Annotated in this window: 17 protein-coding genes; 9 read left to right on the top strand and 8 right to left on the bottom strand. The window is 44.5% G+C overall.

The features are described 5' to 3' along the window. Positions 1-30: 30 nt before the first annotated feature. The 4 genes from FCL46_RS04535 to FCL46_RS04520 form a co-directional block, all read right to left on the bottom strand. Complete coding sequence (locus FCL46_RS04535; RefSeq protein WP_136805191.1) at positions 31-288, bottom strand: hypothetical protein; 258 nt, start codon at positions 286-288, stop codon at positions 31-33. Positions 289-379: 91 nt separating this feature from the next. Beyond that, a complete protein-coding gene (locus FCL46_RS04530) occupies positions 380-2,137 on the bottom strand; it encodes an aldehyde ferredoxin oxidoreductase family protein (RefSeq protein ID WP_136805190.1) in 1,758 nt (585 codons plus the stop codon). 182 nt (positions 2,138-2,319) lie between these two features. Beyond that, the gene (gene gabT, locus FCL46_RS04525; protein ID WP_136805189.1) at positions 2,320-3,627 is read right to left on the bottom strand and encodes a 4-aminobutyrate--2-oxoglutarate transaminase; all 1,308 of its coding nucleotides are present in this window, start codon (positions 3,625-3,627) and stop codon (positions 2,320-2,322) included. Between the two features lie 441 nt (positions 3,628-4,068). Further along, positions 4,069-5,808, bottom strand: a complete 1,740-nt coding sequence (locus FCL46_RS04520) for a sigma 54-interacting transcriptional regulator (protein ID WP_167505720.1) — start codon at positions 5,806-5,808, stop codon at positions 4,069-4,071. 231 nt (positions 5,809-6,039) lie between these two features. On the opposite strand from FCL46_RS04520, the gene FCL46_RS04515 reads away from it, so the two are divergent. The 6 genes from FCL46_RS04515 (at position 6,040) to FCL46_RS04490 (ending at position 15,149) form a co-directional block, all read left to right on the top strand. Further along, a complete protein-coding gene (locus FCL46_RS04515; RefSeq protein WP_167505719.1) occupies positions 6,040-8,172 on the top strand; it encodes a cache domain-containing protein in 2,133 nt (710 codons plus the stop codon). After that, positions 8,169-9,599: a sigma-54-dependent transcriptional regulator gene (locus FCL46_RS04510; RefSeq protein WP_136805186.1), complete on the top strand. Its 1,431-nt coding sequence runs from the start codon at positions 8,169-8,171 to the stop codon at positions 9,597-9,599. Before FCL46_RS04515 ends, FCL46_RS04510 begins: the two co-directional genes overlap by 4 nt. A gap of 736 nt (positions 9,600-10,335) precedes the next feature. Continuing rightward, positions 10,336-11,361 (top strand): TRAP transporter substrate-binding protein, encoded by a 1,026-nt coding sequence (locus FCL46_RS04505; RefSeq protein WP_136805185.1) that lies wholly within the window; start codon positions 10,336-10,338, stop codon positions 11,359-11,361. A gap of 82 nt (positions 11,362-11,443) precedes the next feature. After that, positions 11,444-11,977 carry a TRAP transporter small permease subunit gene (locus FCL46_RS04500; protein WP_136805184.1) on the top strand — a complete coding sequence of 178 codons (534 nt, stop codon included), beginning with the start codon at positions 11,444-11,446 and terminating at the stop codon, positions 11,975-11,977. Further along, positions 11,977-13,299, top strand: coding sequence for a TRAP transporter large permease (locus tag FCL46_RS04495; protein ID WP_136805183.1), 1,323 nt, complete (start codon positions 11,977-11,979; stop codon positions 13,297-13,299). Before FCL46_RS04500 ends, FCL46_RS04495 begins: the two co-directional genes overlap by 1 nt. A gap of 737 nt (positions 13,300-14,036) precedes the next feature. Continuing rightward, positions 14,037-15,149 carry a mechanosensitive ion channel family protein gene (locus FCL46_RS04490; RefSeq protein WP_136805182.1) on the top strand — a complete coding sequence of 371 codons (1,113 nt, stop codon included), beginning with the start codon at positions 14,037-14,039 and terminating at the stop codon, positions 15,147-15,149. Between the two features lie 173 nt (positions 15,150-15,322). On the opposite strand, the gene FCL46_RS04485 is transcribed toward FCL46_RS04490, so the two are convergent. Next, positions 15,323-15,844 (bottom strand): hypothetical protein, encoded by a 522-nt coding sequence (locus FCL46_RS04485; protein ID WP_136805181.1) that lies wholly within the window; start codon positions 15,842-15,844, stop codon positions 15,323-15,325. A gap of 556 nt (positions 15,845-16,400) precedes the next feature. Between FCL46_RS04485 and FCL46_RS04480 the strand changes: the two genes are divergently transcribed. The 3 genes from FCL46_RS04480 to FCL46_RS04470 all read left to right on the top strand — a co-directional run bounded on the left by FCL46_RS04480 (position 16,401) and on the right by FCL46_RS04470 (position 21,660). Then, the gene (locus tag FCL46_RS04480) at positions 16,401-16,910 is read left to right on the top strand and encodes a hypothetical protein (RefSeq protein ID WP_176371588.1); all 510 of its coding nucleotides are present in this window, start codon (positions 16,401-16,403) and stop codon (positions 16,908-16,910) included. A 252-nt stretch (positions 16,911-17,162) separates the two neighbouring features. Continuing rightward, complete coding sequence (acsA, locus tag FCL46_RS04475; RefSeq protein WP_136805180.1) at positions 17,163-18,917, top strand: acetate--CoA ligase; 1,755 nt, start codon at positions 17,163-17,165, stop codon at positions 18,915-18,917. A gap of 49 nt (positions 18,918-18,966) precedes the next feature. Beyond that, a complete protein-coding gene (locus FCL46_RS04470) occupies positions 18,967-21,660 on the top strand; it encodes a bifunctional acetate--CoA ligase family protein/GNAT family N-acetyltransferase (RefSeq protein ID WP_136805179.1) in 2,694 nt (897 codons plus the stop codon). On the opposite strand, the gene FCL46_RS04465 is transcribed toward FCL46_RS04470, so the two are convergent. From FCL46_RS04465 to FCL46_RS04455, 3 genes are all read right to left on the bottom strand, one after another. Beyond that, positions 21,657-21,899, bottom strand: coding sequence for an acyl carrier protein (locus tag FCL46_RS04465; RefSeq protein ID WP_136805178.1), 243 nt, complete (start codon positions 21,897-21,899; stop codon positions 21,657-21,659). The two genes, FCL46_RS04470 and FCL46_RS04465, sit on opposite strands and share 4 nt — an antisense overlap. A gap of 146 nt (positions 21,900-22,045) precedes the next feature. Continuing rightward, entirely contained in the window at positions 22,046-23,704 is a 1,659-nt protein-coding gene (locus FCL46_RS04460) for a diguanylate cyclase (protein ID WP_136805177.1), read from the bottom strand. Then, positions 23,701-24,825, bottom strand: coding sequence for a substrate-binding domain-containing protein (locus FCL46_RS04455; RefSeq protein ID WP_136805176.1), 1,125 nt, complete (start codon positions 24,823-24,825; stop codon positions 23,701-23,703). The genes FCL46_RS04460 and FCL46_RS04455 overlap by 4 nt, the downstream gene beginning before the upstream one ends. Positions 24,826-24,839 lie beyond the last annotated feature (14 nt).

Genomic DNA, 24,839 nt, shown 5'->3' with positions numbered 1-24,839 from the left:
AATACTCACATTACAAACAGACATTTGCGACTAAACACTACACGCAGTCCCACCAAACGCCTGGTCCACGCATTTCAACCCCTCTCTGGTTATAAGTGACTTCTCGCCTTCCCCATCGCTGATTACCATCCCAAGTTTATGCATGATTTTTAACATCTGGCAGGTGTCTTTTACGCTCATCTCCAGTTTATCTGCAATCATTTCAGAATGAACAACCTGGGGTTCGGAGTTATTGAGGTTTGCAACTAAGATTTGAAGGATCTGTTTTTTCTTTGCAAGCATAGACATGACGTACGTCTCCAAAAGTCTAAATAGTGACCGACCAACAACCGCAAATTTCTGCCTAAACGATACAGATACAGAAACACGTATATTGGTTTCAGGCTTCAGCCTCGCCCCATCCTCTCAGGCGATAATAATCACTGAGCATATATTCCATCTCTTCCGCCGAAAGAGATTTACCTGATGGAAGTGCCTCTTTATGAATACGTTTAGGTAATCGCTCATGCTCTGGCAGCATGCCTTCACGCAAGTTAAACTCCCGGGTCATGTTAACGATGTTGCCGGCAACCTTTTGCAATTCAGCTTTCTCGCATGGTTGACCTGTAACAGCTGCAAGCGCTGTTTCAAGCTCTTCCCAGCTATAAAGATCGCGATAAAAACGGCAGAGCACCAGGGTATCAAAAATATTCAGACGATCTTCGTACTCAATAAGCAACTCGGCTTTGTCTTTAGTTTGTTCAGGGGGGATAATGCCTGAGAGTTCCGGTTTGTAAAACGTTGTTCTCAAGTGACATGCACCTCGGGGAGAGGTTGCAAAAGTTAAGCCCATACCCTTTAATGCTCGAGGATCATAACCGGCAGGCTCCATACCTTTTACATGTACTGCAATATCTTCAAGGCCCCAGGCCTTTGAAGCAGGTATAATTCCGTCTGCCAGAAGATCTCCGATACCGTCACGGTCAGATATCATCTGTACAAGGGTAGCAATCTGATCAACGTTGCCATATTCAATATCAAAATCTATCTTGCCCCGGGCTTTGGCTTCAATGGCAAGGCCGCAGAGATTACCAGCGGTAATCGTGTCCATACCCAGCCGGTCACAGATATCGTTAAGATGAGCAATCTCTGCCATATCATCAACCATGCAAAGCCCGCCGAAAGAATAGATTGTCTCGTATTCAGGACCTTCGAGCTTAAGACCTTTATGGCGTCCTTTTTTAATCGTTGCCATCCTGCCACAAGCCATAAAGCATTTGGCACAGGCATGGGGTTTCACCTCATGTTCGGCATGGTACTGCTCACCGCTGATCTTCTCCCAGTGCTCGCAAGATCCTTCGCTCCAATATTTTGCAGGAAACGCACCAACTGTGTTCATCAGGGAGACCATCATCGTTGTCCCCATTGCCTTATAGGCCTTTACACCTGGATTTGTAATATTTTTACTGGAAAATTCCTTGGCGTACTGTGCAACACCTTCCGGATCAGCATATTGCCGTTTCCTGTCACCTTGAAATACAATGGCCTTAACGAGTTTTGACCCCATTACCGCACCAGCACCGGTTCGGCCGGCACAACGCCATTTATCATTTGCTATGAGAGCAAACTTGACCATTCTTTCCCCTGCGGGACCGATGGTGACTGCACCCGGTTTTCGATAGCCTTCATGACTTACTGAAAAACGGGCAACTGCTTCTTCTTCAGCCTCAATGGAATCGGTGCCCCACAAATCACCGGCATCATGAAAATCAACACCTTCCGGTGTAATGGTGAGCACTGTTGGAATTTTCGCTTTGCCAGTCAGGATTATTGCATCAAAACCTGCGGAATCAATCGCTTCAGGAACTTTTCCGCCAGAGTAGGATTCTGCATAAAATCCTGTCAGTGGTGATTTTGTATACACTCCGTACCTGCTTGCTCCCCACAGACGTCCACCACAAAATGAGCCTGTCGAAAAAATGAGATTATTTTCAGGCGAAAGAGGGTCAACACCAGGCGTATTGCGTTCAAGAAGAAGCCGGGTCGCCAATCCTTTACCGCCAAAGCACTCAGCTAACACCTGATCGTCAACCGGCTCTATGGAAACTGATTGATCAGTAAGATTGACGGTTAATATCCTGTTATAATATCCAAACATGTTGTTCCTCTTTGGCCGTAATTATCACAAAGTACTCCTGTTAATGGGCTGCACGCGTAACTGTTTCACTCAAGCTAAAACGTCGAAGGTATCGTATACGGTATGAAGTCTGCCCACTATCCATTAGTGGGCAGACGGAGATCATGTTGCATCCTCAACGCATAATCGACACGAATGATGATTTAGCTGATTGCGGTCAATCCATCATCAATAATCTCCATACCTTTTGCCAACTGTTCATCAGTAATAACCAGAGGCATCAAAAATCTGATAACATTGCCATAGGTACCACAGGCCAGAAGGATAAGGTTTCTGTCAAAGCAGAATTTTACGAGTTGTTTTGCTTTATCAGGTGCAGGAGTCTTTGCGTCTCTGTCATAAACGAGTTCCATGGCTATCATCGGGCCAATTCCACGGACATCACCAATAAGTGAATGTTTCTCCTGAAACCCTTTCAAGGTAGAGTGAAGACTCTCTCCAAGAGTTTTGGCTTTAGCAAGAAGATCTTCAGACTCAAAAATATCGAAAACTGCCAGTGCAGCTTCGCAGGTGAGAGGATTGCCGCTGTAGGTTCCGCCTATTCCTGAAGGATGTACTGAATCCATGATTTCTTTTTTGCCTATAACTGCGCTCAGAGGCATACCGGCAGCAAGACTTTTAGCCACAGTCGTGATGTCCGCCTCAACTCCATAATACTCCATTGCAAACATATAGCCGGTTCTGCCGATACCGGTCTGAACTTCGTCTGCTATCATAAGAATTGAATTTTTCTCACAAAGTGCTTTCAGTTTCTTAAAGTACTCTTTAGGAGGAGCAACAAAACCACCTTCGCCCTGAACAGGTTCGATGACGATTGCAGCTGTCTGCTCAGCAGATACATAGTTGATAAAGAAATCCTCAAGGTGATCAGCACAGGCCACATCACAGCTTGGATACTCTTTGCCGAACGGGCAGCGATAACAGTTGGCGTAAGGCATACGATATACTTCAGGTGCAAACGGACCGAGACCATGCTTGTAGGGCTTCACCTTAGAGGTGAGTGTCATACCCATTAATGTACGACCATGAAAACCATTCTCAAAAGCAATAATACCTGTTTTCTGAGTATAATATCTGGCGATCTTAACTGCATTTTCTACGGCTTCTGCACCACTATTGGCAAACATCACAGCTTTTGGGGAATCGCCCGGGGCCGCAGCACATAATTTCTCTGCAAGCTTTACCGGAGATGCATACGGGGCAACCATAAAACAGGTATGAGTAAATTTCTCTGCCTGATCTTTTATGGCCTTAACAACCTTTGGGTGAGAGTGTCCGACATTCATTACGGCAATACCACCTGCAAAATCAATATACTCCTGCCCTTCCACATCAGTGATAATAGCACCTTTGGCATGAGCTATATATCTGTCAGTGGCACTGGCATTACCTTTTGCTATCACTTTGTTTCGGAGTTCATGCAGCTCTGCGTTTGTTTGTAGCTTTTCCATTTTTATATCCCTTGCTTTGATTTTGTCGAAACGAACCGTATGCTGGTCTAACACTAGCAAAAGGGATGCCATATTGAAGAAAGGACAACAACACGTGCAAAAGCAGCGCGACGGATGATGTCTACATGTGATGGCAAATGACTTTTTGATTCAAAACCGGATCAAATCAACTATAAAAATTCGTTTTTACAGCGAATTTTAATGATTCATTTCTGGATCAAAACATAGGGAGGGAAATTTAACGCAAAAGAAAGAAGAATGACAAAAACCTGTAACCATTAAATATAATAGGATATTTTCAGGAGCAACAGAGTAAATTTCCAAGTTAATCAGACTTTAGGATCGGAACACTCGTGTGCAACAAACATGAGATCCGTTTTTACTGATTCACAATTGTATCAAAAGATGTAGTAAATAAGCGGAAGGAATTACAGATTTAAATTATAATCCATATTTTTTACATTTTCTTACAACAGAAGGTTGGCTGATGTTTAAATGGGCAGCCATCTCCCTGGTAGTCGTACAATGTGCTCTTGCTTTAATGAGCAGTTGTTTCTCAAGTTGTTCAAGAGTTGCATGTAAATCCAACTGTTGTGGTGACGCTGAGTGCTCATCCTCGGGTGGATGCACGAGTTCATTCGTCTCAATGCTAGCGAGAAGAAACGCGTCAAGCTTTGACTCTTCACTAAGAACCACCCCGTTCTCAATTATATTCTTTAATTCTCGAATGTTTCCGGGGAAATCGTAGCTTTGCAAGCTCTTAACTGTTCTTGAGCGGATGTGGGTCGATCTACCGTATTTCTGATTATACTTTTTCAGGTAAAATCTTACCAGGCCGGGAATGTCTTCCCTGCGGTCACGCAATGATGGTATCTCCAGAGTAAAACTGCTGAGCCGGTAATACAAATCTTCCCGAAATTCATTGCTTTTGACTCTATCCTGCAGATTCCTATTGGTGGCAGAAATTGTTGCACAATCCACATGTATTGATTTGGTGCCTCCAAGCCGCCTGAATTTCTTATCGTCGAGATATTTCAGAAGTTTTGTCTGCAGATTCAATGGCATATCACCAATTTCATCAAGAAAAAGAGTTCCTCCCTGAGCCAACTCAAATAAACCCACTTTGCCGGTATTGGCAGCTCCGGTAAAGGCACCCTTTTCATAACCGAAAAGCTCTGCCTCCAGCAGGTTTTCAGGAAGAGCTGCACAGTTTATTTCTACGAAAGGATTATCACGCCGATTACTGTTTTTATGAATAGATTTGGCAAGTAACCCTTTGCCGGTACCAGAAGCACCAAGAATCAAAATATTCGAAGCACCTATATGAGCAAGCTTCAAGGATTTTTGAAGAATCTGCTTCATGATATTACTGTCGGCAATGATTGTATTGTGCACTAACTCCCGTAGGGTGAATTCAGACAACTCTTCTTTAAATTTCTCAGTGAGTTTCTTGTTTTCTTTGAACCTGTTGCGCAAGGTCTCAAGTTCTGTCAGGTCCCTTTCATTTACGACGATCATGGCAATGTTACCATTTTCATCTCGAGCGGGCGTTCCTGTACAGAGTAGGATTCGGTTGGTTTTCTTAATATTCTGGACAATTGTTTCCTGTTTCCCGCTCTCAAGAACCTTGGTGGTAACAGATTGATCGAAACTCTTGTTTTCAAGAAGATGTATAATGTTTTTACCAATTATATCTCTGGATTTTATACCGTTAAGTGCTTCAGATGCGCTATTGATGGATACAACATTCCCCTCACCATCACAGACCCATATACCATCTGATGAAGCGGCGATAATCGTTTTAAGCTGACGATTCAACTCCCTGTAAGAATCCGATTGCATTACAGAGACTTCACACGCATCAAGTTCCTGTAAATTACAGACTGCGCCGACAACCTGCTGCTCATAATATATCGGAGTTACGTGCATTATGAGATGTTCCTCCCCAACCTCCAGTGGTTGGTTCAGCAGCGACCTACCGCTCTGTAAACTCTCCATAATGACAGCTTTAAAAAGAGGGAGAGCGTCTGCAATACGTCTTCCGATCAGGTCCTCCGCACTCATGCCGAGTTTCTTTTCACTTTGACAATTAACATGAGTAATTACAGCCTGACTGTCGGTCGCGAAAACCGCACTGCCGATACAGTTAACAATCTGCTTTTCGTTTATTGCTGTGTTCAATACAGTCACCTGTTTTATTCTCTTCCTGAAGCGCTTTCGGCCAAGGAGTTGGATCTGCCCGCAACGTTGGATCAAATATTGCTAGGGTTTACTTCATATTAATGGATTTACCTTCACGTTTTCTGAAAATAATCGAACAAAAGCTTGCCATCTCATTCATAGCGGCGTTTTGTTATAGACAAATTTTAACGAATTACAAAGTGATTACTCCACGACATGCCAAATGTGAATATGCCTAATAAAAAATACATTATAACGGTCGCTGCACTGTCCGTGGTGATTCTGGTTGCCACCGGCATCAATCACCGCATTACTCAACATATCGTTAATAAAACCATTGCTGATCAACAAGAAGAAATCGCGGTTAAAGCGGCAGATACAGTTGAAATATGGCTCGCTCAACAAATGAAAATCCTCACAGCTACTGCCGATTCAGTACCGTTACCTGCCCTTGCACCAAATGATGAAACACTCAAACCATTAAAAATGGCAATGAAAGCCGGCCACTTTTCCGATGTGTATATTGGCAGAAGTGACGGCCTGTTGATCGATGGCGCAGACTGGACACCACCAACCAATTATGATCCTCGATTGCGCCCCTGGTATCAACGGGCAATTACAGTTGGAGAGATCAGTTTTACTACTCCTTATATAGATCTTGTTACCAATAAATTTGTTATCGCACTTGTTAAACCACTGATCGTTAACGGGAAAATAATCGGGGTGATGTCGGCAGACACAGTACTCGATACCCTTGTCGATAATGTGATGAACCTGAAGGTAGGAGAAACCGGCCATGCATTCATTGTTCAAAAAGATGGTACCATTCTGGTCCATCGTAATCAGAATTATGTTATGCAACAAAAATTACAGGACATCGAAAGCGACCTTGCTAACAGGCTTAATCACTTTAAAAATAAGGACGTCGGGACAGTCACGTATCATTCAAAGGATATGCGTGATCACGTACTCTCATTCAGCCAGATTGACAACTCCGACTGGTTTATGTGTGTGACAGTGCCACGAATAGAAGCATATTCTATCACACGTAAAACAACGATGATATTTGCAACGGAAATGGCTCTCAGGGTGCTTGGATTTTTGGCTCTTGTTGCACTGTTTGTCGTGGGATTAAGTGGCTTAGGTCTTTATTTCTATAGAAAAAGCTACAGTTCTGCCATAGAGCAGCACCAGCTTGAATTAACCGGAATCAACAAAGATCTTCAATGGAATATTATCAAGAGAAAGGAAGTTGAAACGTACTATAAAACACTGTTTAATGTTGCAAACGATGCGTTCATGATCACCAATGGCAGCAAGTGTGCTGAGTGTAATCATAAAGCAATTGAACTGTTCGGCTTCCCAAAAAACGATATCATCGGGAAAGGTATCCTTGAGTTATCACCTGTCAATCAACCTGACGGCTCTTCCAGTGCACACAAATTAGAGAAAATCTTATCAGCGGCCCTTCATGACGAGCAACAGGTCTTCAGGTGGTCATTTATCAAGTCTGATGGAATGGAATTCCCAACATCTGTCAGTTGGAAAATTTTCAAACTTAAAGATGAAGAACTCACCTTATATAGTATCAGGGATATTTCCAAACGGGTTGATGCCGAAATGCAGCTTATTCAGGCTCACAAACTGGCGGCTGCAGGTGAAATGCTAGGAGCAATCGCCCATCAATGGCGACAACCTCTCAATACCCTTTCTACATATATCTCGAGTCTACAGGCCGCTCATTATAATAATAAGCTGGAGAAATCGTTTGTTGAAAAATTAGTCACAGGCGCCAACCGGCAAATCCACTTCATGTCAAAAACGATTGATGATTTCAGGAATTTCTCCAAGCCTTCAAAATCAAAAGGGCCTGTCGATGCTCTCAAGGTAGTTATAAGTGCGGTCAAACTGCTGGAAGCACAAGTTAAACACGCAGACATTGCTCTCAGCGTTATTAACAAAACAAGCACACATTCTCTCATGGTTTTTGGTTACCGCCGTGAATTTGTGCATGTCCTTGTAAATCTTCTCGTAAACGCGAAAGACGCAATCCTGCAGCGCACACTCGAGGCGGGAGATGCAACACTGGCAAAAACCATTAAAGTAGTTGTCAGCCACGATGAACATATTGTTCAAATAGAAATCTGCGACAGTGGTTGCGGCATACCCGAGGATTTGATGCTGAGAATTTTCAACCCGTATTTTACCACGAAAGGATCAACTTCAGGCTCAGGGCTGGGACTCTATATGTCGAAAATGATAGTGGAAAAACAGATGAGTGGATCGCTTACAGCAGCAAACACAGATTCCGGGGCAAAATTCACAATCAAACTCAATAAAATACTAGCGGATAGCAGTCAATGATTAGTTCAAAGATGACAAACTGCCAGATACTTCTGGTAGACGATGAATGTGATGAGCTTGAGGCCTACAGCCTTTTGCTTTCATCAATGGGTATGGCAAATATCAAAACACTCAGTGATAGCCGCAACGTGTTATCTACAGTGGAAAAAATGCAGTCTCCTGTAGTGTTTCTCGATCTCAATATGCCCAACAAAACAGGACAGGAAGTACTGAAAGAACTGAAAATCAAGAAGCCACAGGTTCCCGTCATTATCATCACTGCAGACTCTGAAATTGAGACGGCTGTTGAATGTTTGAAGCTCGGTGCCCATGACTACCTTGTTAAACCGATAAATCTCGAAATGTTCAGTTCCGCTCTACGGAACGCGCTGGAAATAAATTTTCTTCGTGAGGAGGTTCTGTCCCTTAAAGGCATCTCATTCAACGACAATCCAACTAAAAACCAGGCATTTGAACCAATAATATCACGAAGCCCGATAATGCTCGGACTCTTTCAATATATAGAATCGATTGCAACAAGCGGCCTGCCAGTATTGATACTTGGTGAAACCGGTTCCGGCAAAGAACTTATTGCAAAGGCAATACATGATATTAGTGGGCTGCAGGGAGAGTTTGTTGCACTCGACATATCCGGCCTGGATGACACGTTGCTCTCAGACACCCTGTTTGGACATACCAAAGGGGCGTATACAGGTGCTGATTTTGTACGAAGCGGCATGCTCGAAAAAGCAGCCAATGGCACAGTTTTTCTTGATGAAATAGGAGACCTCAGTGAAGCCTCACAGGTGAAGCTTCTTAGGCTGCTCCAGGAAAAAATCTATTATCCTCTTGGCTCAGATCAACCTAAAGAGTGTCATGCACGCATTATCACAGCGACAAATAAAGACCTGAGCAAACTTGCTGGAAGAGATGGGGAATTTAGAATGGATCTCTACTATCGACTCAGCACTCACCTCGCAAAATTACCACCATTACGAGACCGTAGAGAGGATATTCCGTTACTCGTTGAGCATTTAATTGCATCTACTGCAACAGCAATGAATAAAGAGATTCCTGTTATAGGCGAAAAGGCGTTAAGCCTTTTAATGAAGCATCCCTTCTGGGGAAACATCAGGGAACTGAAAGCCTATATCTCAGATGCTGTAGCCAGATGCAATCATGGACGCATTGACGTTAATCACCTCTCCGAAAGGCTTGCTGGTTCTGTCTCTGTGAAAACTCAGGAACCCGGCTTAACAAATCCGCTGGAGGAAATTTTCGGTCACTTCCCGACACTTGAAGAGCTTGCTGAATTTGCAATCGATACGGCTCTTCACGTCACCGAAAACAATCAGAGTCAAGCATCACAGTTACTTGGCGTTTCAAGACAGGCACTTAATAAACGTTTAAAAAAACGAACATCTGAGGATCCTTCAGAAAGTATCTGATTTTTATCATATCTCATACCCAACTGGGACAGCCTATTACCCATATCCTTTCATTTTTACCAAATTTTATGTCATTTCAGCACACTGTATAAACTGGACGCATGCATAAGGACTTAGGCCAAAGGTAAAAGGACAGAGTATTTAAAAAGCGTATTGCATTTTCAATGCATTTCACTCAGCCCTAAACCCTTTAACCTCAGTCCTTTTTCGTGTGTCAACCATGTTTTACACACCTATTACTCCTGAATCACCTACGAGATTGCAGGTGTAACTCCATTAACTCATAATCTCAGGACAGGATTACACAGGCAACGACTACCAACTGCCCCGTTTCCTGCCTGAACGCCTGCCTCAAGCAAATCTCCTCCCTGTAATTTCGTCAAAACTGTACTTCACACCCCGTGTCAACCATGGCTTACAACGTCAACCCTGGTTGACGACCTGGTTGACACAAACCTTTCCACCGAATCCTGAATGTTTGATTTCATGGCTAAAAACACAACTCACCACTCTTCCTGAAAAAATTAACTCCTGGCTCGGTATTTGCTGAATAAAGATACGTCAGGGGCAGGTACTTGCTGAATACACCTTCTACCAGACCTAATTTCTCATATTTTTTTTGAAACAGGCAAGAGATGTTCTTCGTTTAAAGAGTCTTTGTCATATCAATGTCTTTGAAGGATATGTGAAAATACTTTTGCCGATCAATAAACCAATACATCACAAGGGAGAAAACATGTTACCGATTCTACAAGGTATGAAAAGTACAATTCTCAAGTCAACAATGCTGGTAGGCTTAGGATTAGCCGTCTGTGCTACAAACGCTGCTTCAGCAGAACATAACTGGCGTTTTGGAAATCTCTATGGTCGTGGAACCGCTTTTGGTGCTCTTTATGAGGATCTCGGCAAGAACATCGGCGAGATGTCCGGCGGCAGAATTAAGGTTCAGGTGCTCTATTCAGGAGAAGGCGTAGGCACGAGTGGAATGCTCAGCGCAGCAAAGACCGGCTTGCTGACAATGGTTGCTCCTTTTCAGTCAATGCATGCGGGTGAACTCCCTGCCGGAGTTGTCGAAATTGGTCTGCCAGGCGGTACAAGCGACACGAGTGAACTGTATTCACTCTTTCACGATAAAGGCTGGTCTCCTATTCTTAAGGAAGCATATGGCGAGCATGGTTTGGAATGGCTCGAACCGTATATTCAGCCACCGGTATACATTCTGACCAAAAACAAAATTAATTCCGTTGAGGACTTCAAAGGGCTCAAAATTCGTGCTCCTGGAGCTTATGGTAAATTCTTACGTAAATTAGGTGCTTCACCTGTTTCTCTTGCCTGGAGTGAGATCTACACCAGTTTAGCGACTGGAGTTATTGATGGATCAATTGGCAGCAACATGATTGATCATCGTGATGGTAATCATGTTGAAGTTGCCCAATACATGTATCCCCTGCCTCTTGCCGGAGCACAGGTCCTTCCTATTCTTGTTAATCAAAAAGCCTGGAATAAGCTTCCTGATGACCTCAAAAAAGTAGTTATGGAAGCGACTGAAATTCACGCCAAATCACAACTTGCAATGTCCAAAAAGTGGGAATCTGAGGCAGTCACAGAGATGGAAAGCAAAGGCCTGCTCTGGAGTGCAACTCCAAATGAAACTGACAAAAAAATCTGGGCTGAAGCTGGTGAATCTTTGTGGGGCGAGTATGCCGCTGAGAATAAGTACAGCAAGCAGTTGATTGATGTATTGAAGAATAACAAGGGATAATAACGCGTTAGCAGTGTGAAATGCTCGAAGAATGAGACCTTGCCTGCAAGGTCTCATTCTCCATAACTCTAGTAGGTGTTATATGTTTTTAGCAATTCTGCGCGGATTCTGCAAAAAAGTAGATTTCATTGTCAAAATGATGGGTTATGCAGCATCGTACCTGATGCCGATCCTCGCCCTGATTGTCGCTTTTGAAGTTTTCTCCCGGTATTTTCTCAATAAGCCAACCGTCTGGGCTTTTGATCTTTCTCTTTTCCTCTTTGGCTATATTGCAGCTTTAGGTGGTGCTTATGCACATCAGAAAAGAGCGCATATTGCTGTGGATATCCTCTACGTACGAGTGTCGCCGAAAACAAAGCGGATATTTAATCTAATCTCATACACTCTCGGTATTTTCTTTTTAATATTGATTATATATGTGTGTCACGAGAAGTTCATAGATGCTCTCAAGTTTGGTACACGCAGGCAAAGTGAATGGGCTCCTTTTATGCACCATTTTTGGATCATGACCATCATTGGCAGCGTTCTTTTTATCGCCCAACTGTTCAGAGATATAATCGTCGATGTATTTTATGTAATAACCGGGAATAATTTGATTAAGAAGGGAGAACGATAATGGGAATTGAAGCACTTACTGGCGTTCTTCTCTTAGGTATTTGTATTTTTTTCGCACTGGGTGCACCGGTTGGCCTAGCTTTAGGTGGCATAGCTATGGGCGTCGGTTATCTCACCTGGGGAGATGCTGTTTTTAATATTATTCCAACTACAATCGAAAGCACCTACTTCAGTTTCATACTGCTGGCCATTCCTTTATACATTTATATGGGCCAGTTTTTCACTAAGTCCGGTATTGGCGATGCAATGTTTGACACAAGTCAGTTGCTTATCGGCAAGATACGCGGATCATTGGCTATAAGTGTTATCATTGTCTGCTCCATGATTGGAGCAATGGTGGGGATCATTGGTGCAGGTATAATGACATCGGGTTCCATTGCCTTAAAACCAATGCTTGAAAGGGGCTACAACAAAAATCTTGCCATGGGTGTCATCATGGCTGGTGGCGGATTGGGTATTCTCATTCCTCCAAGTATACCAATGATCATGTTTGCGGCATCAACGCATAACTCCATTGGGCGCATGTTTATCGGGGCTATGATGCCTGCCCTGTTAACAGTCCTCTTAATGATAACGTACGTCATTATCAGCTGTAAGATGAACCCGAAAAAGGCTCCTATAACCGTTGCCGATACCGACAATCAGAATAAACCTCTAGGCCAGAAACTGAGTATTGCCCGCGATGGCTTTCTTGCAATGCTGCTTATTGTAGCCGTGCTGGGCAGTATTATTTCAGGCATCGCTACACCGACAGAATCCGGAGCCATTGGCGTTGTTGGAGCCGTAATCCTTTCGATAGTATTTAAGCGATTTAAAGTAAAAATGTTCCTTGAGGTAGGTCTACAGACGTCTCTACTCGTAAGTGTGGCAATGTGGATCATTTTCGGTGCTTCAGTATTTAGCAATTTCCATCTATTGATGGGTGTTCAATCAATGGTATCAGACTTTACGACTAATCTTGATCTGCCCCCAATCATGATCATCATTATGTTTCAAGTAATAATGTTACTGTTAGGTTTCGTCATTGACGAATTTATTATTGTCTTGATGTGTGCGCCCCTCTTTACACCTATCGCAGTGTCAATGGGGTATGACCCTATCTGGTTTGGCGTTCTCATGATCCTCAACATTTTGATTGCGGTACAGACTCCTCCGTACGGGTTCGCATTATTCTACCTGAAAGGTATTGCACCTCCAAATGTTGGAATGGCCGATATTTATCGATCAGTTACCCCGTTTGTACTTATCAATCTGACTGTGCTGATTACATGCATGATCTTTCCACAAATAGTTTTGTGGTTACCTACTATGATTTTAGGGTAAGTATAAAATCTTCAGGGTATTTTAACACATCTTGGCCAAAGATTTCCGAGGCATACCCGGCACATTGAAAATGCAATCACCTTAAGACAATTACATCTGTTTTGAGGTGATTTTTTTTGTTTAACCTGCAAGCAAACAGTCTGTCACAATGACGTGTGCTGATTCTACTTCTCTTCCATAACATTTAGGCACTTAAAAAAATCTCATGAAAAATTGAGAATAGGAATTTGGCTCAAACTCGAGGCATTTTCAAAAAACACGCGCAACCATATATATGATATCGGAGTCTACGCTACCTGCGAGCATTGTTTTTTGACAATAACGAAGAGTTTGGAACAACTGCCATTGTCGGACAGTCTCCGAGGGGCAATGATGTCACTTCGGAAGTTGGTAGCATCATACTGCCTGTAGCGGCCAGCTACAGGATTCAATCGTGACAGCAACCTATTCATTCTTGAAAGTTACTCTCAGTATCTTCTTTGGAATGCCTGTGGCCGTTGCCGCCCAGTTACAGATATAAAAATATCACAGGATGCGAGTTGGGATAACCCTTCAATACTATTCTCTTCCCGTAGTCTTCAGAGTTGCTCAGGATCACTGTCCCGCGAAACGCGAGTGGAATAATATGCCTGCACATAATAGAATTATTTTGAGTTCAGGCTACAAATTAAAGAAAAAATCGATAGCTCAAGTATCTCTTTCTGACGTTTTCTACAGTTATGCGGAGGATCTGAATCATGATGGATATTTTTCTGCCTGATTTGGGCTTAGTCATTTTTGGTAATTCGATTCAATGCTGGCTGTATGCAACCTTCACATTGCTGCTCTTATATATTCTCACACGGTTGCTGAAATATATTCTTGTTCGCAAAGTAAAGGGTCCGACCCAAGTGACTGCAGCTGGCTGGGATGATCTGCTGGCTGAACTTATCGAACGCATTCATCCTGCATTCCTTCTGATTGCCTCTATCTATATCGGCACCCTTACTCTCACATTGCCCATCCTGCTAACTAACATTCTAGATAAAACGTTTACACTTGCCGCCTTACTGCAAACAGGCATCCTGGTCACCCACGTGCTGCGGTCACTTATGGACAAATATCGGCAAAAAAAACTTGAACGTAATGCCGAGGCTGTTACCACCCTCAGTTCAGTGACATTTATACTGCGTGTTGTTCTTTGGGTAAGTTTGTTGCTTGTTGCTCTTGACAATTTTGGTGTAAACGTAACGACCCTGATCGCTGGCCTCGGGGTCGGCGGTATCGCAGTTGCGCTCTCAGTGCAGAATATTCTGAGCGATCTTTTCGCCTCATTTTCTATTGTACTCGATAAGCCGTTCGTCATAGGAGACTTCATTATTGTCGGCGAATTCATGGGCACTGTTGAATACATCGGCTTAAAAACTACCCGCCTGCGCAGCCTCTCAGGCGAACAGCTGATCTTTTCTAATGCTGACCTGCTCAGCAGCAGAATCCGAAACTACAAACGTATGTATGAGCGTCGTGTTGTTTTCATATTACGGGTGATCTATCAAACTCCTTCGGAAAAATTGGAAGTTATCCCCTCAATTACTCGTAACATAATTGAAAAATTGAAGAAAATACGTTTTGAACGTGCTCACTTTATGGAATATGGCTCCTATAGCCTGAATTTCGAAGTCGTCTACTGGATCGATACGCCTGACTATCTCTATTACATGGACATTCAACAGATAATTAATCTGGAGATCCTGAACCATTTCAAACAGCATGGTATCGAATTCGCCCTCCCGACACAGAAAATTGAACTTTCGGGTGAACAAAGAATAGAAACGCAGGCACCACAGACAACAAACCACAGCTACTCCTGATGCAACCATTTACTTAATTTTTCGCCATGAAAATTAACGTAAATATGCATGAATGTTTACTTCCCCCCCCCTACAGGGCTGACCGGGGTACGTTCAGGTATCATCTCTCCTCAACTATCAATCCCCCCAATACCAAAGACAAAAGCGGTAACTCATGAGCTACACTCTAACTATCATAGGATGAGCAAAATCACGGAAGCAATTCCACCAGAAACAGCTGTCAAAGCACCTCGTTTAAAACGCTTAGTACCCGGCCTATACATCAACAAGGAAGACAGCGCCAGGAAGAGTAATGTGACTCCATACGTTAGTGTAATCCAGTGTTTTGAGTCTTTGCTGGACACAACGTGCAATGCATTAAGCCCCTGAAGCATAGAGGGCAATTCCTGACTTCTGTATGAAACATCCCCGCTTACTTTGTTATACGTTCCAGTGGTAAACGTAATCTCATTTTGATTTTCACTAACTATCTTCTCTCTTCTCAGATGCAAGGTCTCTAAAACTTTATTTCCTGTCAATCCCGAATCAATGGTCTTTTCAATCAATCTGTCACTTTTTAAGAAATCGGTATCTCGTAATGTTAGTAATATCCCGCTTACACAGTATATGACAGTTAAACCAATGAGAAAAAAACCGATATCCCGGTGCAAAGTGCGAACCCATTTGTAAATCGAATTATTCTTCGTTATCCCCATGCTATTCACCCATTTTTATTTAAAGTTTTACTTCAATGCCTATTCCCATAAGATAACAGCAAATTGAGTGCCATTAGCACATCTGAAATTATCACACTGTTTTTATGTGATACTCATAGCATTTAAAAAGAATCTCAAGAAAATCCGGAAGGCGCTGAGTGCGTAATTGTTACCTAGTTCCAGGGTAGTATTGGATAATATTTTCCAATACTACTCCGCGGTACTTGTCGATCAAAAATTGCATTCTCAGTTTGGAAATCATGACTTCAGCTCAGATGAACTTTATGAGGTTTTGAACATACACCCTACGATTTTGATTGATCAAAACTTGTTTTATGTATCCAGGAATACTGCCTGAAAGACATCACGTTTTTTCCTTTTTTTATGACGGAATTTTTAGACCTGATTTCTAAGGATGAGATTCAGTCGTACGATTTTATTGTATGCTGCTTTTTTTTGTATCCTTATGCGTTCTGAAACGTTTCGTATGGTGAGGAAACTGAGGAGAAGGAATTACCTGTTCTGCCGGGACTTCATACTTTATCAGGAGGGTACTATGAAGAAATCGAACATTGTACATCTTACAATACTAACCACATGTCTATTATCAGCATCGTCCTCACTGGCTATTAATCAGCAGCAGGATCAATTGAGAATTCATCAGGATGACCCACTCTATCTTCAAACACAAGACAGGGACAGGCTTCAAATTTACTGCCAGCATCTCATGACTCCGACCGAGATCGCAGAATACAGGAGTCAGTACCAGGCCCTGCAGAATGAACAAGCTAGAAACACGTTCAGGCACAGGCACGAAGAAAGGATGAGACTTAGAGCAGAAGCTCAGGGACTCCCTATCCCCGACCCTACTCCACAAAACCAAGGTAGAAACAGACAAGCTGTAGCGGGTGCCACAGGGCAAACAGGTGGTGGTAATGGTGGCCAGAGCAATGGCAGCGGTAATGGCGGAGGCAACGGAGGTAGTGGTAATGGTGGAGGGGGAGGTGGAGGTGGCAACGGAGGTAAAGGTGGTGGTGGAGGTGGTGGTGGCGGTGGAAAACGATAACAAGGGACAAATTCCCCGTCACACAACCATTTCAAGCACCGACTCTATCCATATGCATAAATACTCTGTGTAAATGAATGCGGGCATGACCCGAATGAATTATTCGGGTCATGCCCGCCTCTCCCTAACAAACAAAACACCCCTCGACCTGCTCCATTTTCCTTGCCAGACAGCAACTCTACAGATACCATTTTAATTGGAACACCTCTTTCCAGTTCTCATCAGAGTTCGACATATTCAGGAGGGAACATTATGCCCTACAGGATTATCGAAGAATCGCCTGTACCACCTAATATCACTCCGCACTTACAAAAGTATGAAGAAATTTGCAGTCAATTTACCTGGCAATCGGCACGTTCCGAGTTGGAGGGACTGCCAGGTGATCGTGGCTTGAATATTGCCCATGAAGCTGTTGATTGTCATGCAGCTACGGCTGGAAACCGGATAGCAATCCGCTGGCTGGGAACAGACGATGCCAGAGAAGAAATCTCATACAGAACGCTAAAAGAGCAGTCAAACCGATTTGCCAATGTCCTGGCGTTACTCGGCCTGAAAAAAGGAGAAACAGTCTTCTCCCTCACGGGACGGATTCCTCTGCTCTACTCTGTTGTAATAGGAAGCTTTAAGCATTTGAATGTATTCTGCCCGCTGTTTGAATCCTTTGGGCCCGAACCGGTTGCCCAGCGACTACAACGCGGGCATGGAGTTGTGCTGGTAACCACGCAGCAACAGTTTTTCCGAAAAGTCGAACATCAGTGGGATACCCTGCCAGGCCTCAAACATATCTTGCTTGTGGATGTCGAAGATCACCAGGGACCGGGAATATGGTCCCTGCCACGACTCCTTAATGAAGCTCCGAAAACCTGGGATATCCCAGCTACATCCCCCACAGATCCGGCTCTCCTTCATTTCACCAGCGGTACCACATCATTACCTAAAGGCGCATTGCATGTACATGAAGCCGTGGTAACCCATTATGTAACCGGAAAATACGTGCTGGATTTCCATCCAGACGATGTTTTCTGGTGCACTGCTGATCCCGGCTGGGTTACGGGAACCTCCTACTCAATTATTACACCGCTGGTACACGGCATAACCACCGTAATCGATCAGAGCGATTTTGAAGCCAAACGGTGGCTCCATATTCTCTCAGACGAAAAGATTTCTGTACTCTACACCTCCCCCACTGCCATTCGCCGACTGATACGGATTGACGAATCAATATGGCACCAATATACATTCCCGCACCTGCGCTCGATCCACAGCGTAGGTGAACCGCTGGATCCCAACGCGGTACTCTGGGGAAAACGAGTGCTAAACCGTCCAATCCACGACAGCTGGTGGCAAACCGAGACAGGCGGAATCATGATCGCCAATTTTCCCGGTCAGCCGATCAAACCAGGTTCTATGGGCCGTCCGATTCCGGGCATTACAGCTACTATCCTTACATCATCAACCACCAGCGAGGCTGCACCTGGTGAGACAGGAATACTGGCGCTTAAAGCCGGCTGGCCATCAATGTTCAGGCAATATATTCATGATAACGAGCGCTATGAGAAATGCTTTTTCGGTGGCTGGTACCTGACAGGCGACCTGGCTAACATGGACAGCGATGGGTACTTCTGGTTTAAGGGGCGGGCAGACGATATCATCAAAACAGCCGGCCATATGGTCGGCCCATTTGAAGTGGAATCCGTTCTTACCGCTCACCCTGCCGTCGCTGAGGCAGCAGTTTTCGGTATACCGGATGCAATGCTCGGTGAACTGGTAGTTGCCAGTGTTGTTTTACATTCAGGTTATACCGCCAGCGAAATGTTACATCAGGACATTATTGGCTATGGTCGAAAACACCTCGGCCCTGCTATCGCCCCCCGAAAGATTCAATTCGCCTCACAACTCCCAAAAAACAACGCCGGAAAAATCATGAGACGAATCTTAAAATCGCGGGAATGCAATCTCCCCACAGGAGATGTATCAACCCTGGAAAATACTGTGATAGAAGCTTGAAAAACGACGTTTCATACAGCCCCCATATAAGCTCAACAGGAGATTTCCCATGACGGTCCGTAATCTCGATGCAATGTTCAAACCAAAATCGGTAGCCCTGATCGGTGCCAGCCAAACCCCGAAGAGCGTCGGATCAGTGCTGGCTAAAAACCTCATGTCATGTGGTTTTACAGGTGACATCTTCCCCGTGAATTCCAGATACACATCAATTGAAAACTATCATTGTTACCCTGATATTAAGAGTCTGCCCTATCCTCCGGAACTTGCGGTTATAGCCACCCCGCCGTCGACCATTCCCGAAATGATAGGTGAACTGGGTGCTGGCGGAACACGGGCAGCGGTCATTATCACAGCGGGTTTTGGCGGAGAGAACAAACAACAGGGGAAACTCTGGAAAAAGGCGATGCAGGAAGCAGCTCGACCACATCTACTGCGTATAACCGGCCCCAACTGTCTCGGCATCATGGCCCCCGGCCACTGTCTCAACGCGAGCTTTGGCCAGGTTCCTCCACTTACCGGCACCCTGGCCTTTGTCGCGCAATCAGGTGCTGTACTCACCTCTGTGCTCGACTGGGCAACCTCACGTGAGATAGGATTCAGCCATTTCGTCTCTCTTGGTGATATGGTTGATGTGGATTTTGGTGACATGCTTGATTACCTGGCTGCTGATCCGGCGACGAAGGCAATCCTTCTTTATGTCGAATCTATCACGCATACCAGAAAGTTCATGTCGGCTGCCAGAGCGGCAGCCCGTCTGAAACCTGTTATTGTTGTAAAGAGCGGGCGTTTTGCAGAAAGTGCGCAGGCAGCCGCGTCCCACACAGGCGCTCTCGCTGGTGTCGATGCCGTTTATGATGCTGCATTCAGGCGTGCCGGTATTTTGAGAGTCATGGATATGGAGGCACTCTTTAATGCGGTTGAAACGCTGGCTTTGGCAAAACCAATCAAGGGCGACAGGTTAGCCATATTAACCAACGGCGGCGGTGTAGGAGTTCTAGCCACCGACACCCTTATTGAGAAAGACGGCAGGTTAGCCACGCTTAGCAATGAGACGATAGAAAAACTCAGTCAGATTCTGCCCCCCACCTGGTCACATACCAACCCTATCGATATAATTGGTGATGCTGATGGCAATCGCTATGGTCAGACAATGTCTATTCTGCTTGAAGACAAAGGTGTTGATGCTATTCTTGTGATGAACTGCCCTACCGCCATTGCTTCCTGTACCGAAGCTGCACAGGCTGTGATTGAAGCCGTGCATGCTAATAAAAGCATCTATCGACACCCGATGCTTCTCGCAGGCTGGCTTGGGGATGGATCTGCCAGGGAAGCCCGCCGTATGTTCAGAAAAAATGGTATTCCATGCTACTCCACTCCCGGCGATGCGATACGCGGCTTTATGCAGATGGTACGCTACCAGCATAGCCAGGAAATGTTGATGGAAACGGTCCCTGATATACCCACGCGTTTTACCCCTGATACTATGCGTGTGAAAGGTTTGATTTCGAAGGTCATAGGTGAAGGGCGAGAGTGGTTAACCGAGAACGAAGCCAAGGAAGTCCTTACCGCCTATGCAGTACCTGTTGTAGAGACCTATATAGCCACAACCCCTGATGAAGCTGCGGAAATGGCCGCTAGCATCGAAGGAGCGGTGGCGATTAAAATTCTCTCTAAAACTATAACCCACAAATCAGATATAGGCGGAGTTGCACTTAACCTTGAGAACCCGGGCGTTGTAAAGGTCACCGCTGCAACAATGATTGAACGGATTCAAAAGCTTCAACCGGAATCGGAAATTGAGGGCTTTACTGTTCAGCCGATGATCAGGCGCCCACATTCTCATGAGTTGATAATCGGTGCCTTTGAGGATTTCCAATTCGGGCCGGTAATTCTTTTCGGACATGGAGGAACTGCTGTTGAAGTTATCCACGACAAGGCACTGTGTCTGCCCCCGCTCAACATGAATCTTGCCAATGAAGTAATTGCTCGCACCCGGATCTACAAATTGCTGCAAGGATATCGAAATACACCAACAGCCGATCTGGAAGCTATCGGTTTAACACTCATTAAAATTTCACAGCTGGTATGTGATTTTGCAGAAATCAAAGAGTTGGATATCAACCCGCTTCTTGCTGACGAAAATGGCGTAATAGCACTCGATGCCCGTATTCGTATTGCTCCTGCCGAAGGAGTCGCCGCCGATCGTCTTTCTATCAGACCCTATCCCAAAGAACTTGAGGAGTCCATGACGCTTCCCGATGGACGGGAGTTATTGCTGCGCCCTATTCGCCCTGAGGATGAGAACGGATTCCATGCAATATTTTCAACACTCTCTCCAGAAGAGATACGCATGCGCTTTCTTCACCCGATGAACAGCTTACCGCACAAACTGGCAGCAAGGCTTACCCAGATTGATTATGATCGTGAGATGGCTCTGGTACTTGAGGGGCGCAACGCTGAAAACCAGCCGGAACTTTATGGCGGCGTGCGCATTGCTGCAGACCCGGATAATGAAGAGGCGGAATTTGCCATTCTGCTGCGCCGTGAGATGACAGGGAGCGGCCTTGGTCCAATGCTGATGCGAAAAATTATCGACTACTCACGTAATCGCGGAATACGCCGGTTGTTTGGTGATGTGCTGACAGACAATACCCAAATGCTCAGGCTTGCCGGAGCTTTCGGGTTTACGAGTAAGCCTGTGGCTGACGATCCGGGTATTCGATTAGTAGAACTGGAGCTCTAAATTCTCTCCTTAAGATAATTGATACAGCCGTTCAGCGTACCAAGCTTCGGATAGTCTATCTCCGGGATTGTGATCTTACGTTCTTTCGAGATTGCTGTAATAAGGTTTAGACAATCTATCGAATCAAATTCCAGCTGGTCACGAAACCTGACATCCATTTGCAACGATGAGAGATCAGCTTCCGGTGCTATCTTTTGCAGGAAAGCAAGAACCATTTCCTTAATCTGTTGTTCGTTCATACCAATCCTCCTTTCATACGATATAGCATGATATAGGATAAGAAAAATACGACATTTTATGGATCTTAGGTTAATACACTTTCATAGCAAACTTCAAGGCCTCAACAATGTGCGGTGTAATTTGTGATTCACCTAATCAAATCTATTCAGTCTATCTCCTGTACTTCAATCTTTCCACCCACCTCAACCCTATTTCTTCCCAGTTGTTTAGCTCTATAGAGCGCGTTGTCAGCTTCTTTTAGCGCCTGATCAACAGTCGTCTCGGCTAACTGTGTTTCAACCATTCCAATACTCATCGTAATCTCAACTCTGGCGCCTTCGTCTGACAGCATATCCATTCCTGCTACTGCCGCTCTGATCCGCTCAGAGACTATGCGTCCTTTCTCAAGGTTTGTTTGCGGCATAAGTACAACAAACTCTTCGCCACCATAACGGGCAAAAAGATCAATTGAACGAACACAATGCAGACAGGTCTGAGCCGTTTCGTAAAGGACTTTATCCCCAAATGCATGACCATAGTTGTCATTAACCGATTTGAAGTAGTCGATATCCAGCATCAAAAGAACAGTAGGCGTTGTGTTACGCTTCACCCTGTTGACTTCCTGTGCAGCTAAGTCAAAGAAAAAGCGACGATTGTAAACCTGAGTCAGACTATCCATTGTTGCGAGCTCTTTCAATTTTCGTGCTTTATCAAGCAATTCCTCAGCAGCGCGCGCCATGTTTGCTATCTCATCACGCCCTTGTACCGGGAGATTTACACCCTCATCTTCTCCCGGATCTGTTCCCATGGCCCGACTGATAATACTGAGCCTGTTCCCGAATCCATCAATCACAATACGCCTGTAGAGGATATAGAAAAAGAAAATCGAAAATACCAATAAACCGAATGTCAGATACAAACTATGCTTTTCCCTTTTTATTACTTTCAGTGCATTTCCCCTAAACTGATTAAACACCTTCTCCACATACGTATTGGTCTGCAAAGTAAGCTGATTAACGAGCTCATTCAACTCATCGATAAATGCACTGATATTAGTTTTAATCCGAAAATACTGGCGTTGAAGATTAAACAACCGATCAATATTTTTCAGAGTACTGCTCGTTTCATGCTTCGGATCTTCTTCTGTGCTGTGTGGGTCTGCCAGCTCCACCACTTTCTGAAACCCAGCCCGATTTTCTTCATACAATTTTTGCAATGCATCAAGGTCAGCCAGATTTTCAACATTTTCCATTCTATTAAGGTGCGAGAGCAGCACCCCTATATATTCATGCATCTGATCGTGCTTTTGTCTTGCCGGAGCAAAAAGTTCCTGCTCATTATGACCAAGTGTAGGTAACTGTATAAGTTCTAACCGGACCTGCTGCCTGTTGTCCTGCAACGTTTCTTTAAGCTTAACAAGCTGCGCTTCCAACTGAAACACCAGCTGCGCCTGACTTCGAATAGCCTGGCTTATCAAATTTAGCGACAGTATATCAATTTCAGGGTCTTGCTGGGTAATTTTGGCAGTCAACTTTTCAAGACGATCCAGAAGGGACGCGATTTTGACAAAGGTAGGTCTGAGCCCGTCCCACTTGCCTGTACGGGTCAGATCTTTGGTTTCATTTCGTATCTCATGAGCAGTCCGGTGTAGCGAATTAGCCGTTTCAATCCTTGGCAACGTTGTATCGACAAAAAGCCTTGTTGACATAAGCAGTTGATTCGACGAATAAAACGACAAAAAACCGCCACAACCAATAATGATGATCGCAATCAAAAAAACCAGTGAGAGCTTAGACTGGATGCTATACAACCGTTCCTTGATCACTGTTTAGATCCTTTTCCCCAGCTTCTGAGATAGCTGTTTCGATAACCATTTTCCGGATCAAATAGATTGAGGTGATCGTGTTTGGGCCAGATATTGTCTTTTGTAACAATATGGGGCGGACTAATATAGCCGCTAGGTGGATGTTTCTGTAGCAGCCGATTAAGTTCATCAATGAGTTGCCAGCCATGAAACAATAGCGGTTCGGGAACCGTCGCCTTCTGATAGCTGTCGTTTTGGATGCGCAAAAAAGCAGACGGACTTCCGTCACCTGCTGATATACTCAATGGAGCACCATCTGGTTGATAACCGTTCATAACAAGAGGAGTAACAAAATAGTCAAAATAGAGATCATTTATCCCGAGAGAATAATGCCAACGCTCACCATATTTATTCAATAATTTTTCCACTGCTTGCGGCACCTGTTGTGCAACCTCATCCAATTCAATATCCAGGGTTTCAAGAACAGTGCACTTTTCGCATGCACCAATTATCTCTTGCATGGTGCTCGATTTCTTCAAAGCGATGGCAAAACGACTGTCGGTGAAAAGTATTACTTTTGCTTCTCCTTCTGAATCGGCAATAACATAATGTGCAGCAGTTCTTGCCACCTCAAGAGAATCTGTCGTTACGTTCACCTGGATAGGAGTTCCCGCAACCGGTCCGGGAAAAGGCGCAACATGCCAACCGACGACTGGAATGCCCGCCTCTTCAAAACGATTGAGAAACACTGCATTGGCTACACCATCCATACCACCGAGAATAATACCATCCGGCCTCTTGGAAAATGCCTCACTAAAGACCGACTCACGAAACTCGTCTCTGCTTCCTATATCAAAAAAATACACCTTCCAACCAATGGACCTGGCAGCTTCACGTACCCCTGCACCTACTCCGAGAATCCCCCCATTTCTCAAATCCTCACCGATATATACGATTGTTTGATTATCAAGGGCAACCGGTCCTGCCGAAGGCAATGGCCAGGACTCAGTCGGCTTCGTGGCATCTCGGGCAATTTGACGTGACAATTCAAGACCTGTCAGTTCTGCCTTGGCGGAGACCGCGCTAACTATACATAGAATAACAAGGTTGACGACAGCAGGTATTGCTCGTATATCAATCATGTATATGCTCCTTC

The organism is Desulfosediminicola flagellatus (genome assembly GCF_005116655.2).
In the GTDB taxonomy this organism is placed as follows: Bacteria; Desulfobacterota; Desulfobulbia; order Desulfobulbales; family Desulfocapsaceae; genus Desulfopila; species Desulfopila flagellata.
The sequence above is the reverse complement of the archived record's forward strand: the minus strand, read 5'-3'. Positions and strand labels throughout refer to the sequence as shown.

Bases quoted from the DNA above. Each gene is read 5' to 3' on its own strand.
- gabT (WP_136805189.1), bottom strand. From the start codon at position 3,627: ATGGAAAAGCTACAAACAAACGCAGAGCTGCATGAACTCCGAAACAAA.
- FCL46_RS04500 (WP_136805184.1), top strand. From the start codon at position 11,444: ATGTTTTTAGCAATTCTGCGCGGATTCTGCAAAAAAGTAGATTTCATT.
- FCL46_RS04455 (WP_136805176.1), bottom strand. From the start codon at position 24,825: ATGATTGATATACGAGCAATACCTGCTGTCGTCAACCTTGTTATTCTA.
- FCL46_RS04535 (WP_136805191.1), bottom strand. From the start codon at position 288: ATGTCTATGCTTGCAAAGAAAAAACAGATCCTTCAAATCTTAGTTGCA.
- FCL46_RS04505 (WP_136805185.1), top strand. From the start codon at position 10,336: ATGTTACCGATTCTACAAGGTATGAAAAGTACAATTCTCAAGTCAACA.
- FCL46_RS04495 (WP_136805183.1), top strand. From the start codon at position 11,977: ATGGGAATTGAAGCACTTACTGGCGTTCTTCTCTTAGGTATTTGTATT.
- FCL46_RS04465 (WP_136805178.1), bottom strand. From the start codon at position 21,899: ATGAACGAACAACAGATTAAGGAAATGGTTCTTGCTTTCCTGCAAAAG.
- acsA (WP_136805180.1), top strand. From the start codon at position 17,163: ATGCCCTACAGGATTATCGAAGAATCGCCTGTACCACCTAATATCACT.
- FCL46_RS04510 (WP_136805186.1), top strand. From the start codon at position 8,169: ATGATTAGTTCAAAGATGACAAACTGCCAGATACTTCTGGTAGACGAT.
- FCL46_RS04485 (WP_136805181.1), bottom strand. From the start codon at position 15,844: ATGGGGATAACGAAGAATAATTCGATTTACAAATGGGTTCGCACTTTG.
- FCL46_RS04480 (WP_176371588.1), top strand. From the start codon at position 16,401: ATGAAGAAATCGAACATTGTACATCTTACAATACTAACCACATGTCTA.
- FCL46_RS04515 (WP_167505719.1), top strand. From the start codon at position 6,040: ATGCCTAATAAAAAATACATTATAACGGTCGCTGCACTGTCCGTGGTG.
- FCL46_RS04530 (WP_136805190.1), bottom strand. From the start codon at position 2,137: ATGTTTGGATATTATAACAGGATATTAACCGTCAATCTTACTGATCAA.
- FCL46_RS04490 (WP_136805182.1), top strand. From the start codon at position 14,037: ATGATGGATATTTTTCTGCCTGATTTGGGCTTAGTCATTTTTGGTAAT.
- FCL46_RS04470 (WP_136805179.1), top strand. From the start codon at position 18,967: ATGACGGTCCGTAATCTCGATGCAATGTTCAAACCAAAATCGGTAGCC.